Annotated in this window: 1 protein-coding gene and 1 pseudogene; both read right to left on the reverse strand. The window is 46.6% G+C overall.

The genetic code is table 11. The features are described from left to right. Nucleotides 1–387 precede the first annotated feature (387 nt). Nucleotides 388–519: a hypothetical protein gene (locus tag CIK04_RS34760; protein ID WP_325205982.1), complete on the reverse strand. Its 132-nt coding sequence runs from the start codon at nucleotides 517–519 to the stop codon at nucleotides 388–390. An 8-nt stretch (nucleotides 520–527) separates the two neighbouring features. Beyond that, nucleotides 528–808, reverse strand: a pseudogene (locus CIK04_RS34765) (hypothetical protein); the annotation flags it as partial.

Raw genomic sequence — 808 nt, forward strand, 5'->3', positions numbered from 1 at the left:
CACTTCAGAAGGCCAAACTTCGCCTTCCCCGCATGGATTTTCATTTGGGTAGAGTCGGTTACCGAGTGAGCCGAAGGTTTCGATTTTCTCTACCGCCATCGCTTTAMMATCGAATAGTGGGTATCCTCAGAGAAAAAGGCAACTGGGGTGTAGGCATTGGGATTATCTTCCGCAAGCTTGCGGATAGTGTCGCACTACAGCTGGTCTGCTTTTTACCACCTTGCCWTTCCGCGTCTTCGCCACAAATTTCATCATCCAGTAGTGTTTGACCAGACAAATAATCTCGCGCATTGAGCATTGCGTACAAGTTGCCTTCAGTACTGCCCATGGTCAGTACATAGCCCCAATAACTTTCTGGATCACCGCGATCCCATGTACCATCGTCTTTTAAATATGGTCCTTGCGATGGCCATTTGGCCGTTCCAAAGCGAAAGCAAAATAATCCAGCACCATTCGTTCGACAAACTTGGTGTTAACGGTGTAATTGCCATCGACAAATGGGTCGCCGACGTTGTTCATACTGATGTCTAAAAACGGCGCAATTCGTTCGCGATAGTTGATTTTCTCTTCGGTCTGATAGCATAAATCGTTCTTTGCTGATTAACGTATTGGATAATTTCTTGAAAAGCAGCGCTCTGCTCACAAGCGCATTGACCTGTGGGTGGAATTTCAAAGCTCGCTTGACGAATGCTCTCCTCTTCCAAACCAAAAGTTTTATTTCCTCTCAAATAGACTTTTACCGGTCCTCCTCCGGTGGTGAAATTCGAGCCCTTGCGCAAACTCAGGGCTACTTGTAGATACCAAGGCA

It is taken from the genome of Vibrio sp. 03_296 (assembly GCF_002265885.1).